13 protein-coding genes are annotated in these 14,570 nt (G+C 71.1%); 7 read left to right on the plus strand and 6 right to left on the minus strand.

The window, feature by feature from the left end; all coding sequences use genetic code 11:
- Positions 1-2: 2 nt before the first annotated feature.
- The 3 genes from D7V80_RS10830 (at position 3) to D7V80_RS10840 (ending at position 3,133) form a co-directional block, all read left to right on the plus strand.
- On the plus strand, positions 3-1,142 hold the full coding sequence (locus D7V80_RS10830; protein ID WP_233585255.1) for an aminotransferase class V-fold PLP-dependent enzyme: 1,140 nt from the start codon (positions 3-5) through the stop codon (positions 1,140-1,142).
- A complete protein-coding gene (locus D7V80_RS10835; protein ID WP_120588074.1) occupies positions 1,139-2,179 on the plus strand; it encodes a methyltransferase in 1,041 nt (346 codons plus the stop codon). The genes D7V80_RS10830 and D7V80_RS10835 overlap by 4 nt, the downstream gene beginning before the upstream one ends.
- A 279-nt stretch (positions 2,180-2,458) precedes the next feature.
- Positions 2,459-3,133: a dienelactone hydrolase family protein gene (locus tag D7V80_RS10840; protein WP_014393462.1), complete on the plus strand. Its 675-nt coding sequence runs from the start codon at positions 2,459-2,461 to the stop codon at positions 3,131-3,133.
- Between the two features lie 10 nt (positions 3,134-3,143).
- On the opposite strand, the gene D7V80_RS10845 is transcribed toward D7V80_RS10840, so the two are convergent.
- The gene (locus tag D7V80_RS10845; RefSeq protein ID WP_120588076.1) at positions 3,144-3,833 is read right to left on the minus strand and encodes a response regulator transcription factor; all 690 of its coding nucleotides are present in this window, start codon (positions 3,831-3,833) and stop codon (positions 3,144-3,146) included.
- Positions 3,834-4,066: 233 nt separating this feature from the next.
- On the opposite strand from D7V80_RS10845, the gene D7V80_RS10850 reads away from it, so the two are divergent.
- Positions 4,067-6,001: a CheR family methyltransferase gene (locus tag D7V80_RS10850; protein ID WP_120588077.1), complete on the plus strand. Its 1,935-nt coding sequence runs from the start codon at positions 4,067-4,069 to the stop codon at positions 5,999-6,001.
- Positions 5,998-7,239, plus strand: coding sequence for a sensor histidine kinase (locus D7V80_RS10855; protein ID WP_120588078.1), 1,242 nt, complete (start codon positions 5,998-6,000; stop codon positions 7,237-7,239). Before D7V80_RS10850 ends, D7V80_RS10855 begins: the two co-directional genes overlap by 4 nt.
- 11 nt (positions 7,240-7,250) lie before the next feature.
- On the opposite strand, the gene D7V80_RS10860 is transcribed toward D7V80_RS10855, so the two are convergent.
- The gene (locus tag D7V80_RS10860) at positions 7,251-8,300 is read right to left on the minus strand and encodes a chemotaxis protein CheB (protein WP_120588079.1); all 1,050 of its coding nucleotides are present in this window, start codon (positions 8,298-8,300) and stop codon (positions 7,251-7,253) included.
- A gap of 121 nt (positions 8,301-8,421) precedes the next feature.
- On the minus strand, positions 8,422-8,841 hold the full coding sequence (locus D7V80_RS10865; protein WP_120588080.1) for a hypothetical protein: 420 nt from the start codon (positions 8,839-8,841) through the stop codon (positions 8,422-8,424).
- A gap of 255 nt (positions 8,842-9,096) precedes the next feature.
- Here D7V80_RS10865 and D7V80_RS10870 point away from each other — a divergent pair, with 255 nt between their 5' ends.
- A complete protein-coding gene (locus tag D7V80_RS10870) occupies positions 9,097-9,492 on the plus strand; it encodes a response regulator (protein ID WP_014393456.1) in 396 nt (131 codons plus the stop codon).
- A gap of 23 nt (positions 9,493-9,515) precedes the next feature.
- Here the strand turns inward: D7V80_RS10870 and D7V80_RS10875 are convergent, their stop codons facing one another.
- The 3 genes from D7V80_RS10875 to D7V80_RS10885 form a co-directional block, all read right to left on the minus strand.
- The gene (locus D7V80_RS10875) at positions 9,516-10,826 is read right to left on the minus strand and encodes an AarF/ABC1/UbiB kinase family protein (RefSeq protein WP_120588081.1); all 1,311 of its coding nucleotides are present in this window, start codon (positions 10,824-10,826) and stop codon (positions 9,516-9,518) included.
- 75 nt (positions 10,827-10,901) lie between these two features.
- Positions 10,902-12,761 (minus strand): serine/threonine-protein kinase, encoded by a 1,860-nt coding sequence (locus D7V80_RS10880; protein ID WP_233585256.1) that lies wholly within the window; start codon positions 12,759-12,761, stop codon positions 10,902-10,904.
- A gap of 659 nt (positions 12,762-13,420) precedes the next feature.
- Positions 13,421-13,900 (minus strand): SMI1/KNR4 family protein, encoded by a 480-nt coding sequence (locus tag D7V80_RS10885; RefSeq protein WP_120588083.1) that lies wholly within the window; start codon positions 13,898-13,900, stop codon positions 13,421-13,423.
- 204 nt (positions 13,901-14,104) lie between these two features.
- On the opposite strand from D7V80_RS10885, the gene D7V80_RS10890 reads away from it, so the two are divergent.
- Complete coding sequence (locus tag D7V80_RS10890; protein WP_120588084.1) at positions 14,105-14,566, plus strand: hypothetical protein; 462 nt, start codon at positions 14,105-14,107, stop codon at positions 14,564-14,566.
- The last annotated feature ends 4 nt before the right edge of the window (positions 14,567-14,570 follow it).

Here is a 14,570-nt window from a genome sequence, read left to right on the forward strand (position 1 = left end):
CCGTGGCGGCACTCCCGGGAGCCCTGCGCGCGGAGTACCCGCTGCTCCAGACCTGCACGTACCTCAACAGCAACTCCACCGGGGCGCTGCCCAGGGCCGTGGAGGGCGTGCTGGCGCAGTACTGGAACACGATGCGCGCGTGGCGCGATGACACCTGGGACACCTGGCTGTCCCAGATGCAGGCGTACGCGGACGGCGTGGCGGAGCTCATCGGCGCCCCCGCCGGCTCCGTCGCGCTGGACACCAACCTGAGCGCGCACCTGTCGCGCCTGGCCTCGTGCCTGGAGTTCACCGGAGAGCGCCGCCGCGTCGTCATCACCGACCTGGAGTTCCCCACCGTGCCCTTCATCTGGAAGGGCTTCGCGCGCTACGGGGCGGAGCTGGTCGTCGTCCCGTCGAAGGACGGCCGCGTGGACGAAGCCGCGCTGGAGGCGGCCATCGACGAGCGCACGCGCATCGTCTGCGTCGCGCACGGCGCCTTCGCCACCGGTGCCGTGCTGGACGTCGCGCGCATCGCGAGGGCGGCGCACGCGGCCGGAGCGCTCATCGCCACGGACGCGTACCAGACCGTGGGCACCGTCCCCGTGGACGTGCGCCAGCTGGACGTGGACTTCCTCATGGGCGGCGCGCACAAGTGGCTGGGCGGCTCCGAGGCCGCCTTCCTGTACGTGCGCCCGGGGCTGCTGCCCACGCTCCGGCCCGCGGTCACCGGCTGGCTGGCCGGCGCGTCCCCGCTGGGCTTCCAGCAGACGACGGACTACGCGCCGGACGCGCGCCGGATGATGGGCGGCACGCCCGCGCCGCTGATGGTGCTGCTGTCCCGCCCCGGCCTGGAGCTGCTCAAGGGCGTGGGCATCCACGCCGTGCGCGAACACTCGCTGAAGCTCACCGGCCGGCTGATGGCGCGCGCGGACGCCGCGGGCCTGTGCGTGGTGACGCCGCGCGAGCCGGACCAGCGCGGCGGCGTGGTGGCGCTGAGCTTCCCCGGCGACGCCCAGGTGACAGCGCGGCTGGTGGCGCGCGGCTTCATCTGCAGCCACCGGGGCTTCCTGCGCGCCGCTCCGCACTTCTACAACACGCCCGAGGAAGTGGACGCCTTCATGGACGCGCTCCTCGAAGAGCAGCGCAAGGAAGTCGCATGAGCATGCCTCCCCTCACCCGCGAGGCGCCGTCGCCCCGCGCCCTCTTGCACCTGCTGTTCAACGGCGCCCGCGCGCTGGACGTCGTGGAGACGGCCCTGAACCTGGGCCTGCTGGACGCGCTGGAGCCCGGCCCGGTGACGCTGGGCGAGCTGTCAGCGAAACACGGCCTCGTCCCCAAGCGGCTCTACAAGTTCCTCGACTGCCTGGAGAGCCTGGGCCTGGTGCAGCGCGAGCAGACCAGCGACGCGCTGGAGGCGGCGCGCTACCGCGGCGTGCCCGGCCTGCGCTCGGCGGCCGAGGCCGTGCTGGGACCGAAGTCGCTGGAGCGCGACCGGGAGAAGTACGACTGGAAGGCGCTGCACGGCCGGCTGCCGGAGACGCTGCGCGGCCAGCACTCCATGTCCGCCACGTCGTTCGACTGGCCTCCACGCACGCCCGAACAGGTGGAGGGCTTCGAGGCCAGCATGGCCGCGGGCCTGGGCCCCATCCTGGAGACGTTCCGCGCGCACGCGGCCACCCTGTGGCCTTCCGAGTCGCGGCTGCTCGACGTGGGCGGCGGGGACGGCACGCTCGCGGAGCACCTGCTGCGCCAGCACCCGGCGCTCTCCGTGGATGTCTACAACCTGCCCGCCACGGAAGCCCTCGTCGCGCGCACGCGCGAGCGCGCGGGCCTGTCCGACAAGCGGCTGGGTTTCGTGGGCGGTGACTTCCTGAAGGAGCCCCTGCCCCGGGGCTACGACGCGCTGTCGTTCGTGCGCGTGCTGCATGACTGGCCCGCGGAGGTGGCGCGGTCGCTGATGCAGGCCGCCTTCGCCGCCCTGCCCTCCGGCGGACGCGTGCTCATCTGCGAGGAGTTCCGCACCCCGGAGCGGCTGGCGGCCCAGTTCTTCTGGTCCTACTTCCTCATCGGCGTGGACACGTGCGTGAGCCGGCTGCGCGAGGTGGAGTTCTACCTGGAGGCGCTCACCGCCGCGGGCTTCACGCACGCGCACGTGCTCCCCGGCCCCTTCGAGCTGGTGGTGGCCACGAAGCCCTGAGCCTCCCCGGGACGTCCTGGCCTGCCCCGCCGGCCCTGTCCTACGCTGGACACCCAGCCCCCTCCGGCAGGTCACAACGGCAGGGGTGATGTTCAGACTGTGTCTTGGCCAGACGCGGTAACCAGCCACACGCAGACGGGAGGAGCCTGTATGCCAGGTCCCCGGTCACGAACGGGGTTGAATGCGGTAGGGCAGGACCACGGGTGGGAAGAAGCGCGGGAGTCCGAAGCGCAGCGTGGTGGAAGACCGGCGGCGCGCACGCATCTGGAGCGTGAGGTGATGGTGCCGGTCGATGATGCCGTCCTCGTCCGGGGACGGCTGGCGGTGCCCTCGGGGGCCCGGGGCGTGGTGGTGCTGGCGCGCGGCAGCGACAGCAGCCTCCAGAGTCCACGGCTCGCGCAGACCGCGCGCCTGTTCCAGGCGATGGGGCTGGGCACCTTGCTGATGGACCTGCTCACCCGCGAGGAGATGGAGGAGCGCAGGACGCGGCAGTTGCGCTTCAACGTGGGCCTCCTGGGCATGCGCATGGCGGGCGCGGCCCGGTGGCTGCGGCGCGAGGGCCCCACCGCGGGCCTGAACGTGGGCTACTTCGGCGCGCACACCGGCGCGGGCGCGGCGCTGTCGGCCGCGGCCTTCCGGCCTGATCAGGTGGAGGCCGTCGTGTCGCGCGGCGGTCGTCCGGATCTGGCCGGCGCGGTGCTGCCCAAGGTGCAGGCCCCCACCCTGCTGCTGGTGGGCGGCGCGGACACGCTGGGCCTGGACATCAACCGCCGGGCCTACGAGGCGCTCCGCGCCGACAAGCGCATGGACATCATCCCGGGCGCCACCCACCACTTCCAGGAGGACTCGGAGCTGGAACAGGTGGCCGAGCTCGCCGGGGAGTGGTTCCTCCAGCACCTGGGCGACCCCCGGGAAGCGCTGGAAGACGGCGCGGAGGAAGCCGCGCCGCCTTGAGGCCAGCGCCTCAGGCCAGCACGGGACGGGTCACGCCCAGCTCGCACGCCAGCACCGCGAGCTGGGCGCGGTTCTCCGGCCCCAGCTTGCGGTAGATGCTCGTCAGGTGGGCCTTCACCGTGCGCTCGGTGATGCCCAGGTGCGCGGCGATCTTCAGGTTGTCCGCGCCGGCCGCCACGTAGCCCAGCACCTCGCGCTCGCGCAGCGTCAGCCGCGACAGCGCGGAAGCCGGCATCTCGAGGTCGTCCAGGTGCATGGAATGGGCCTGGAGCATCTCCACGGGCAGCAGCCGCTCGCCCCGGGCCACGCGGCCCACGGCCCGCACCACGTCATCGACGCCCACGTTCAGCTTGCACAGGTAGCCCGCCGCTCCCGCCTGGAAGCAGCGCTCCACCACGTCCGGCTCCCGGTGTCCGGACAGCACCAGCGCGCGCACCTGCGGATGGAAGTCATGCAGGTACTTCAGCGCGTTCAATCCGTCCTCCGCGCCCTCGCGGCCCACGTGCTCCAACCGCAGGTCCACCACCGCCACATCCGGCGCGGCCGCGCGCACGTTGGACAGGAACGAGCTCGTTTCCGCGCACCGGGCCACCACCTTCATGCCCGCGCTTTCGAGCAGGGCCACCAGGCTCTCGCGAAACACCTGCTGATCCTCCAGCAGTGCGACGCGGATCTCCCGCCCCGTTGAGTTCAATTCCATGGATGACACCCTTGCCTTCCCATCTCTGGACATCACCCCCTGGGAAGGGTCATCCACCCTATGCCATCCCGCTGGCCCCTGTGAAACCACTCCCCGCATGAGGGCGGCGAAGAAGAAGGCCAGCGAACGTTTTGTCATCCGAGACCCGGACGAGGAGTGTGTCCGACAGTGTTTCTCCGAGAGAGGGATACCGGTCTTGCCCGTTTCACCTCCGCTGGGTTACGTCCTTTCGCATGGCGACCAAGCCTCCACGAGACAGCGAGCTCGAAGCCATCCTGGAGAAGGTCCGGCAGGTGCGGAATTTCGACTTCCGCAATTACAAGCGGGCCACGTTGCAACGGCGTATCGAGCGGCGGATGCAGGCCACGCGCTGCCGGAGCCGGACCGCCTACCTGGCGCTGCTGGAGCGGGACCCCACCGAGGTGAGCACGCTCGTCTCTTCGATGCTCATCAAGCTCACGAGCTTCTTCCGGGACAAGGAGGTCTGGCAGGCGCTGGAGCAGTGCGTGGAGGAGCTCGTGCGCCAGCGTCCGGACACGGAGCTGCGCATCTGGAGCGCGGGCTGCGCCACCGGCGAGGAGGCGTACTCGCTGGCCATCATCGCCGCGGAGGCCATGGGGCCGGGCTACCCCGGCGCCGAGCTGAAGGTGTTCGGCACGGACGTGGACGAGGACGCCATCGCCACCGCGCGCCGGGGCATCTATTCGCCGGAGCAGTTGGAGAACGTCTCCCCGGAGCGGCTGGCGCGCTTCTTCGTGCGCACCGGCAACACCTTCACGGTGCGCAAGGAGATCCGCCGCGCGGTGGTGTTCGGCGTGAACAACCTGGTGTCGGACGCGCCGGTGTCGCGCATCGACATCATCCTGTGCCGCAACGTCTTCATCTACCTGGACTCGGAGCTACAGAAGCGGGTGCTGGCGCGCTTCCAGTTCGCGCTGCGCCGCAACGGCCTGATGGTGCTGGGCCGCTCGGAGCTCATCCCCTTCGCGGCCCGGCTCTTCCGGCCCATCGACCTGGCCCGGCGCATCTACCGCAAGGACGGCCAGTCGGAGGTGACCAGCACCACGCAGGACCGGCTGCCACCGGAGCCCACGACCCTGCCGCGCCTCCTCGACCCCAGCATGGACTTCGAGCGCTCCTTCCTGCGCAACCTCCTGGACTCGCACCCCTGTCCGCACATCGCCACGGACAACGACGGCACGGTGACGCTGTGGAGCCGCGCGGCGGCGCGGATGTGGAACCGCTACGAGGGCGAGATGCTGGGCAGGAAGCTGGCGACGCTGGGCCTGCCCGGCCTCAGCGGCGACCTGCTCATCGAACAGAGCCAGCGCGTGCGCTCCGGCAACTCCGAGCGGGAGACAGCCGACGGGCTGATGGAGGTCGCCAACGGAGACCCCCTCGCCCTGCGCATCCAGGTGGTGCCCCTGCGCGAGGGGGAGGGAGGGCGGCAGGGCCTGCTGTACATCGTCCACGACATCTCCCACCTGCGCGGCGTGGAGCAGGGCCTGCGCGTGGCCCAGGAGGAGCTGCAGGCCATGCAGCTGCGGATGCAGTCCTCCACGGAGGAGCTGCGCGCGTCCAACGAGGAGTTGGAGACGACCAACGAGGAGCTCCAGTCCGCGAACGAGGAGCTGCAGACGACCAACGAGGAGCTCCAGTCCACCAACGAGGAGCTGGAGACGACCAACGAGGAGCTCCAGTCCGCCAACTCGGAGCTGGACGCCACCAACCGCGAGCTGGCGCACCGCACGCTGGAGATGGACGCGCTCACCTTCTGCCAGCGCACCATCATCCGCACGCTCTCCGCCGCGGTGCTGGTGCTGGACAGTGACGGCCGCATCACCACCTGGAACCTGGCCGCGGAGCGGCTGCTGGGCCTCACCGAGCGCGAAACGGTGGGCCAGCTCTTGTGGTCCCTGCACGTGCCCGCGCTCAAGCGCGCGCTGCTGCTCAAGCTGCGCCGCCACCTGCAGGAGAAGCGCTCACTGCGCATGGAGGGCATCCCCTACCAGCTGCCGCACGGGGGCAAGGGCAGCGCCACCCTGGTGGCCACGCCGCTCATCACCGACACGCACGTGCTGGGCTCCATCATCCTCTTCGAGGACACCACCCGGGCCACCGCGCTCCTGGAGGAGAACCGGAGCCTGCAGGAGAAGCTCAAGGCATGAGCCCGAGCCGCGAGCCCCCGCCCTCCGCCGTCCCGGGCCCCAGCGTCCGGGAGTCCCAGGGGCTCCTGCGCAAGTACCGCGAGCTCATGAAGAAGCACACGGCCCTGGTGCGCAAGCTGGGCGAGCACACCCGGCGCCAGGTCATCACCTTCAAGCTGTCGCGCTGGGCGTTGGAGACCAACGACAGCGCGCTCGCGGTGATGAACACCACCAGCGTGGTGCTGGCCAACAGCCGCTGGCACGTGCTGGGACGGCTGCGCGGTCCCTGGCGGCGCGAGGAGGACGGCTCGGAGCGGATGGCCCTGCGCGACGTGGCCCAGGCGGAGGCCGCGGCGGTGCTCGCGCTCACCGAAGGCGCGCGCGTCACCCGCTACCGGCAGGCGCGCGAGGCCCAGCCCCGGGTGCTGGAGGTGCGCGCCGAGCGCGTCACCGGCCACAGGCAGGTGCTGGTGCTCGCGCGCGACATCACCGAACAGGCGCGCGCCGAGGAGGAGCTGGCGAGCGCGCGCGCCACCCTGCTGGAGCGGGAGAAGGTGCGCGCCCTGGGGGAGCTGGCGGCGGGCATCGCGCATGACCTGCGCTCCACGCTCGACGCCATGCGGCTGCGGCTGGAGCTGCTCCAGCGAGACGTGGGCCCGGCCAGCCAGGGCCAGCAGCACCTGGACGCGCTCGCGCGCGTCGTGTCCGACGCGGAGGCGCGCGTGGACCGGCTCCAGGACTTCTCCCGCCGCAAGCCCGGCACCGTGCTGGAGCGCGTCCAGCTGATGGACGTGGTCCGCGACGCGGTGGACATCGTCCGGGGCGGCATCGAGCACCAGTCGCGCCAGGGCGGCCATCCCCTGCGCCTGGACGTGGAGCTGCCCGAAGGGCTTCCCCACGTGTGCGGTTCGGCCATGGAGCTGCGCTACGTCGTCATCAACCTGATCATCAACGCGCGCGACGCCATGCCCCGGGGCGGCGCCATCCGCGTGAAGGCCTTCCGGTTCGGGAGGGCGGTGCGGCTCACGGTGGAGGACGAGGGCACCGGCATCCCGGAGGAGCACCTGCTGAACATCTTCAAGCCCTTCTTCACCACCAAGGGCGACAAGGGCACCGGCCTGGGGCTGTCCATGGCCCACGGCGTGGTGACGCAAGCGGGCGGCACGCTCACCGCGGCCAACCGTCCGGAAGGGGGCGCGGTGTTCACGCTCACCTTCCCCGCGCTGAAGGCCGCTCCGGCGCGCGGCGGAGCGCGCTGACCCCGGGACCTTCAGCCCATCTGCTCCTTCTCGTCGGAGACGTCGGCCTCCAGGGACGCGGCACCGGCCGGGGAGGCCGCGAGCACCGCCTGGCGCAGCAGCGACACCTGGGCCTCGGCCGTGCGGGCGCGCTCCTCGAAGCGCAGCGCGGAGTGGTTATGGCTGCGCTCCCGGGCCTGCGCGGCCAGCCGGCGCGACAGGGACGCGCTCTCCTCCAGCGCGCGCAGCGCGGCCCACATCGCGCCGTCCAGCTGGTTCTGCTGCGAGCCGGACAACGCCTCCGCCGTGTACGCATGGCCCGTGCGGCAACGGAAGCGCAGCAGGCCATCCTCCTCCAATTCGAAGAGCACGCCGCCGCAGTCGGGACAGCCGTAATACGACGGCTTCGCGTACTCCACGGGCGAGGGCGGGTCGTCCATGGAGGGGATGTCCACCTTCATTGCCTTCACCTCCGTCTCCACCTGCCGCGACCGCCTGCGCGAGCGCGGCGCGACGGGCGTGGCCACCAGCCGCGTCAGCAGCGCGCCCATCTCCTCCAGGGGCACGCAGTGGTCCACCGCCACGTACTCCAGCGCGCTCCGGGGCATGTCCGGACAGAGCGCGTCGCGCGGGTCCTGCACCACCGCCAGCCCGCCCTCCCGCTTCACCGCCATGAGGCCACTGGTGCCGCAGTCCAGCGCGCCGGTCAGCACCACGCCCACCACGCGCGAGCCGTAGGTGCCCGCGGCCGAGCGGAACAGCGGATCCACCGCCGGACGGTGCCCGTTCTCCTTGGGGCCCTTCAGCACCCTCACGCGGTCCGGCTCCACCAGCAGGTGTCTGTCATTGGGCGCCACGTAGATGCGGCCCGGCGCCAGGGCTTCCTCGTCCCGGGGATGGTGGGCCGGCAGCGGACCGGAGCGCGTGAGGATCTCCGGCAGGTAGCTGCGGTGCTGGGCCGGCACGTGCAGCACCAGCAGCACGCAGGCGGCCAGGTCCCGGGGCAGCTGCCGCGCGAGCGTGGTGAGTGCCTCCACGCCCCCCATGGATGCGCCGATGACGATGATGTCGTGACGTTGCACGTGGCTCGTCTCCCTGTCGGCGCGCCAGGGGAGTCGGACGCGTCTGTCTCAAGCTAGGCAGGGCCCCTGTCCCGTGCAGACCCGGGGATGGCGGGACGCGCCCCCGCCGCCTGGCCAGCGCTCAGGCGCCTTGCGCTCCTGGCGGCGGACTGGCGAGCCCCTCGATGGGGGACAGGTGCGCCTTCTGCGAGGACACCTGCGCCTCCGCTTCCGCCCGGCCCGCCTCGGCCTCCGCCCGGCGGGCCTGGGTCGCGTGGATGGAAGCCTCGCGCTCCATCAACTCCACGTGGATCTCCGCCCGTTGACCGTCATGCAAGGCCCAGGTCCGCTCGTATTCGCTCCCCCCCAGCCTGGCCACGGATTGATCCGCCAGCACCACGGCCTTCAGCGCCTGGGCCCGCCGCGCGCAGGCCTGGGAGAGCGCGGCGTAGGCCTCCGCCTGCGCCCGTGCCGCCAGGGACTCCAGCCGCCGCGCCTCCGCGCGGAGCTCCAGGGCGCGCTCCCGCGAGCCCGTCTCCTCCGCCTTCCACTGGGATGTCATCGGAGTCCTCCAGGTCGGGCGGACACCCACCTGTCGCATCGCGCGTGTTCACTCCAAGGCTAGGGACGAGCTTCCGGGCTGCCCACCCGCCAGGACGAGGCGTGTGGCTTGAACTGGAAATTTCCAGAAAATTCCAGGGAGGCTGGCCAGAAGGGAGGGGGTGGGTGATACTCGGGAAGTGCCCGGGTCACTGTCTTCCTGGGGCGGCATCCTGCCGACCGGGGCACCCAACTGTCGGTTCCAGGGGGAGCCACCATGTCGGATACCAAGATTCGCGTCCTCATCGTGGACGATGACCCGGACCAGCTCGCGCTGACGGAGCGCTCGTTGTCCTCGTACAACTTCGAGGTGCGGACGCACCGCTCATCCCTGGGGGTGTCCAACCTGGTGCGCACCACGGCGCCGGACCTGGTGCTCCTGGACGTGAACATCCCCGCGCTGAGCGGCGACAAGGTGCTGACCCTGGCCCGGCAGCAGGCCCCGGAGAACACCCGCTTCGTCCTCTACTCCGCCTCCGACGAGTCGAAGCTGCGCGCGCTGGCGCTGGCGGCGGGCGCGGACGGATACCTCTCCAAGAGCACGCAGGGCGCGGACCTGGCGCGCAAGCTGGAGCGGCTGCACAAGCGCCCGCGCGTCGCCGCCGGCACGTAGCGCTCCTTCGCTCACGCGAAGGCTCACTCGCCCACGAGCGTGCCGACCTCCAGGAACACCTGCCGGAAGTCGCCCTGCGCGCCCACGAGGCGCAGGTTCTGCGCCAGTCCGCCGGTGGCGCGGAAGAACATCATCGCCTCCGGGGGCGGCCGGATGCGCATGATGCGCGCGGCGTTGCGCGTGAAGTGGTTGCGCATGTCGCGGTTGATGTCGCAGGTGCCGTAGTCATACGGCGCCGTGCGCATGGGCCGCCCGGCGATGTGGAGCACCTCGCGCAGGAGCACCTCGGCCTCCGCCTCCGGCAGCTCCACGGAGAAGCCCACCTCACGGCACAGGCCCAGCACGTCCAGCGTCTCCAGCCGCAGCGCCTGCTGGAACATGCGGCGGTTGGCCGCGATGAAGCCCGGGCTGAAGCGCTTGATGGAGCCGAAGTCCAAGAGGCCCATGCGCCCGTCCGGCATCACCATGAAGTTGCCGGGGTGCGGGTCGGCGTGGATTTCGCCCGCGTCCAGGAACGGCCCATAGGTGGCGCGGATGAGCTGGCGCGCGACGCGGAAGCGCTCGGTGGGGTCCGGCGACGTCGTCACCCAGTCCTTGAGCGTCTGGCCCTCCAACAGCTCCAGCGTGAGCACGCGGTGGGCGCTGCGCTCCTCGATGACCTGGGGCACGTACAGGTCCGGCAGCCGCGCCACGCTCTTCGCGAAGCTCCGCGCGAGCTTCGCCTCGCGGCGGTAGTCCAGCTCCAGCATGAGCTCGTCGCGGAGCTCCTGGAAGTAGGCGGTGCCGTCCATCATCCGCGACGTCTTGGACACCGTCTTCACGACGAGGCCCAGGTTGTCCATGTCGTGGCCCATGGACACGTCGATGCCGGGGTACTGCACCTTCACGGCGACGGGGCGGCCGTCGTGCAGCACCGCGCGGTGCACCTGACCGAGCGACGCGGCGGCGAGCGCGTCCGGGGAGAACTCCTTGAACAGCGCCTCCGGCGGCGCCCCCAGCTCCTCCTGCACCACGCGCGACACCTGCGCGTAGGACATGGCGGGGGCCTGGTTCTGCAGCCGGGCCATCATCTGCCGCACCTCAGGCGTGAGCAGGTCCGGGTCCATGGAGAGGGCCTGGCCCAGCTTCATGGCCGCGCCCTTCATCTCCCCCAGCGTGGCCACCAGCTTCTCCGCGGTGCCCAGGCTGAGCAGCTCCGTGGGGCTCGTCCCCGAGAGCTTTTTCGCCCCCGTCTTGAGCACCTCCGAGCCCACGTGCATGGAGAGGCCCGCCAGCTTGCGCAGGCGGTTGAAGCGCCCCTGGGGCGGCAGCTTGTCGTCGGGTTCGGAAGCCATGGGAGAGGAGAGGATTAACGAAGACTCCCCTTCCATACGCAAGACGCCCCCAGGGTGGATTCGAGCCCGGCTCCTCTACCGGGGAGCGGCCGAGCCCCGCACCCGGGCCCGGAGGAAGCGCCAGCGCTTGAGCCCCTCCAGGTCCAAGGGGTCCGCGCGGACCGCCAGCTCATAGGCGGCGAGCGCCTCCTCCAGCCGGCCCACGGACGCGAGCGCGTCACCGGACAGGCGGTGGACGGCGGCGCGGCCCTCGCGGCCGGTGTTGCCCGCGAGGAAGCGGCGGCGGCACTGCTCCAGCATGGTGGCGGTGAGGCCCGCGGCGAGGCACCGCTCGATGCCCTCCACGTTGCCCAGCGTGGCGTCGTACTCCACGCGCCGCTCCACGTGGCCCAGCGTGTGGAGCGCCCCGGCCACGCGCTCCAGCGCGCGGTCCACCTGGGCGCGCTGGCTGTCCGACAGCGGGCGGGCCTTGAGCAGCTCCAGCGCCCCGCGAGCGCGCTGGGCCGCGGTGCGCACGGACTCCAGCGTGGCGTCGCGCGGCAGCTCCAGCACGGCGTAGGGGTCCCCGGCGAGCCGCCGGCGGAACCCCTGGAGGACGGCTTCCGCCTGCGCGTCCTCGGGCGTGGGGATGGCGGCGGTGGCGGCGCTCTGCGCGGACGTCGCGCGCGGGGCGTTGCGAAGCTGGGCCAGCTGGGCCTGGAAGGCGGGGCTGGCGTCGCGCAGCTGGACGCCGAAGCCCGGGGGCATGTTCCACGCCTGGGCCTGCTCGGCGGTGACGTGGCGCACCACCTGCGCGGTGCACGGCAGCTCGCCGCCGGGCAGCCGCAGCAGCAGCGACACGTCCGACAGGAGCGCGGGAGGCGGGGTGGCCAGCTGGAAGAAGAGGCCGGAGCGGCCCACCCACTCGCCCTTGAGCTCCACGGGGGCCTGCGTGCCCTGGCCGCGCAGCAGCGCGGTGAGCGGCGGGGCGGTGGGCGCGGGCGGCGGCGCGAGCGACGCCTCCAGGGCCGCCCTCAGCTCCGCGGCGGAGGCGAAGCGGTGCTCGGGCCGCTTGGCCAGCGCGCGCAGCAGCACCTTCGACAGGGCCTCCGGCACGGCGGGGTTCAGCTCGTGCGGCGGGACGGGCTCCTTCTGCAGGTGGCCCACCAGGATTTCGGCGGCGGTGCGGCCGTAGAAGGGCACCTGGCCGGTGAGCAGCAGGTACGCGAGCACGCCGGCCGCGTAGAGGTCGCTGCGCGCGTCCACGATGCCGTCGCCGCACTGCTCGGGGGCCATGAACTCCGGCGTGCCCAGCAGGACGCCCACTTCGGTGGTCATCTCCCCGGCGGGGCGGGACAGCAGCTTGGCGATGCCGAAGTCGAGCAGCTTCACGCGCTGCTTGCCGCTGGGGCTGGGGACGAGGAAGACGTTGGCGGGCTTCAGGTCGCGGTGGACGATGCCGTGCGAGTGCGCGGCGCCCAGGGCGTCACACACCTGGGCCATCAGGTCCACCACCAGCGCCGGGGCCATGGGGCCGCGGGCGAAGTTGGCCAGGCTGTCACCCTCCAGGTACTCCATGACGAGGTACGGGCGCCCGTCGCGCGAGTCCAGGTCGTAGAGGGTGACGACGTTCTCATGCTGCACGAGCGTGAGCGTGCGGGCTTCGGAGAGGAAGCGCGCGACGAGCTCCGGGGCCTGGGCCAGGTGCGCGTGGAGCACCTTGATGGCCACGCGCTTCTGGATGAGCGCGTGCTCCGCGAGGAACACGGTGCCCATGCCGCCGCGGCCCAGCTCGCGCACGATGCGGAAGCGGCCGAACTCCTGGCCCACGAGGGAAGGCACCACGGGCGTGGGAGACGACATGGGCGTGGGCGGAGCAGGCAGCGACGCCGCGGGTCCCGGCGGCGGCGTGCCGGCGTAGAGAATCGTGCCGCCGTTGAGGTCCAGCCCGCGCATCAGCGTGGGACACGCCTCCGCGTCCGAGTGGGGCTGACCGCAGGAACAGATGAGAGGCGACTGGGCGAGCACGAGGGACCGGTAATCAGGGAAGGCGATGCGGGGGTGAGGACAGCGTCAGCGGCCGATGCGAGCGGTGTGCCAGGAACCGGGGTTTTCCGGTTCGCGCGGCCGGGCGCGCCAACCGGTTGATCCGCTTCGCTTTTCCGACACTCGGATGCGGCCTGGGTCCCAGTTCATCGGCAGACACCCCTCGCTTTCGGGGAGTTTTTACAGCCCCGGGACGGAACAGTTTTCCGTCCACCACATCCCAATACGTTCGGTCCGCAAGACCTTGAACGACTTCCGCTCCGCCTTCCCCTCAACCGCCCTGCCGCACCGCGAAAGTCCCTTCAAGATGACAGCACGCCGTGCGGGTTTCCAGTGCGCAGCGACACGAACACCCATGTTGGAAAACATCTCGTTCAGTCTCGAAGTAAGCCGTGATTGCGCGGCTGGCTGAGGGAGCCTGGAAGGCCCTGTAGCGCGAGAGGAACGTACGGATCCGACTGTGTCCGGAGCCCGACAAACCGGCCTGGGATGAAGTGTCCTGCGAGGATGGCGGGGGTTTCCGGGCTTCTGGCGGGACGCGGCTGCGTGCGGTGGGGACGCGGGTTCCGTCACCCGTCCTGCATCAGCGTCTTCAGCCAGAACCAGCGCCCATTGGAGCGGAGCGCGCCCGCCAGGAACTCGGAGAAGGAGCTGGCGATCCGCGGGCACTGGGACGGATCCGGGAAGCCTTCGCGGAAGCCGTCACGCAGGGGATAGCGGCCGTCGTGCTGCTGGCTCACGTCGAGCAGGATGTAGTTCCCATCGCGGACCTCGCAGAGGGCGTACCAGGACGCGGGTCCTGCCTGGTCCGTGTCGTCCTGACTCATGACGATCCGCGCGCGGCGGAGTTCCGATAGCGGAGGGAAGGAGAACGCGGGGTCGACGCGGTCGAACAGGTCCGCGCCGTCGCAGTGCAGGTAGAAGGCGCGGAGGTCCGGGTCCAAGCGCCATCCGACGCGTTGCTCGAAGGCATCAAGTTGCGCAGGAGTCGCGGGAGGGCGTGCGTGGTGGAGGCGCGAGACCTCTTCGAGCAGGGCGCTCATCGACATGGGGTTACTCGCCATAGGGATAGCTCGGCCCAACGCCGGTCCACGGGGGCTGGTTCGCGTAGCACTGGGCATACAGCCCGTTCAGGGTCTGATGGATGTCCTTGGGGAACGGGATGATGTTGTCCCAGTCCGTGGGGTTGCCACCATGGCTGAGATCCCGGTGCGGCGGTGCGCTGAATGCGTCCTTCCTGATAGGGAGCAGGGATGCCCCTCCACGCCGCAGGGTACTTCCGTGAGTTCGACCCGGAGTCCGATGAGGGACCTTCGCTCGTGGAGTCGCGAGGGAAGATTCCGGAGGAGGAGCGCTCTCGGATCGGACGCTATCTCGCGTCAGGCGTCGTCTTCGCGGTCAGTTCGGGGCCGCTGAGTGACTGGTTCACTGGCGAGAAGAACATCGCGCCCCACCATGCGCTGACGGATGGCGTCTGGCACTGGCGGGCGGATCTTCCGTACTACGTCCTGCGCTACGGCGTGGCGCTTCCGGATGCGTTCCTGCGGCGCATGCAGGACCTGGACTGGAAGTGCCCGGTCCTGTCGCGGCAGGAACTGCACGCGCTGTCGGAGCAACTCGCGTTCGAGGGCGCGGTTCAGCAGAAGCTCAGGAAGAAGCAGGGGAAGGAGGCGCGGGTGCGGCGGGCACTGGACCGGCAGCAGACCAAGAAATGATTGC

This window comes from Corallococcus sp. CA054B (assembly GCF_003611625.1).
Classification (GTDB): Bacteria; Myxococcota; Myxococcia; order Myxococcales; family Myxococcaceae; genus Corallococcus; species Corallococcus coralloides.